Genomic DNA, 735 nt, shown 5'->3' with positions numbered 1-735 from the left:
CATCAACCACAGTCCCGTCATCGAGGTTACCCGCTTCCACCACTTCACCACTGAGGGCGGTGGCGGTATTGGTGATAACCGGGCTGTCATTGGTACCGGTGATGGTGATGGTCACCAGTTGAGTATCAGTAGCACCGAATTCATCGGTAACAGTAACAGTGAAGGTTTCGTTATGGGTTTCACCTTGTGCCAGCGCTTGTACAATTGGCGATTCGTTGTTCAGTGTATAAACCCATTCACCAGTGGCAGCGTCAATGACAAAGCTGCCGTAGGTACCAGTGGCATTGCCACTGAAGCTGAGTATTGCGCCGTTATCGACATCATCGGCCGTGACTGTGCCGTTCGCGGTGAGAGTGGTATCTTCCTGCACAGTCCCGTACTGCGTATCTGAGGTGATCACCGGTGCATCATTGGTGCCGTTAATGGTGATGGTCACCAATTGAGTATCGGTTGCTCCGAACTCATCGGTAACGGTGACGGTAAAGGTGTCGGTATGGGTTTCACCCTCTGCCAGTGCCTGTTGGTTGGCGTTATCTAAGGTGTAAATCCATTCACCTGTGGCAGCGTCAATCGCAAAGCTGCCGTAGGTACCAGTGGCATTACCACTGAAGCTAAGTACCGCGCCATTATCGACATCGTCGGCTGTGACCGTACCGTTCGCGGTGAGAGTAGTATCTTCCTGCACAGTCCCGGTTTGAGTGTCGGAGGTGATCACCGGTGCATCATTGGTGCCGT

1 protein-coding gene is annotated in these 735 nt (G+C 52.9%); it reads right to left on the bottom strand.

Translation table 11 applies throughout. The features are described from left to right. Positions 1–735: VCBS domain-containing protein (locus tag HR45_RS18900; RefSeq protein WP_194293700.1), on the bottom strand; the 735-nt coding region annotated here is incomplete at both ends.

The sequence above is a fragment of the Shewanella mangrovi genome (assembly GCF_000753795.1).
Classification (GTDB): Bacteria; Pseudomonadota; Gammaproteobacteria; order Enterobacterales; family Shewanellaceae; genus Shewanella; species Shewanella mangrovi.
Note: the sequence above shows the minus strand (reverse complement) of the source record. Positions and strands in the feature narration are given on the sequence as shown.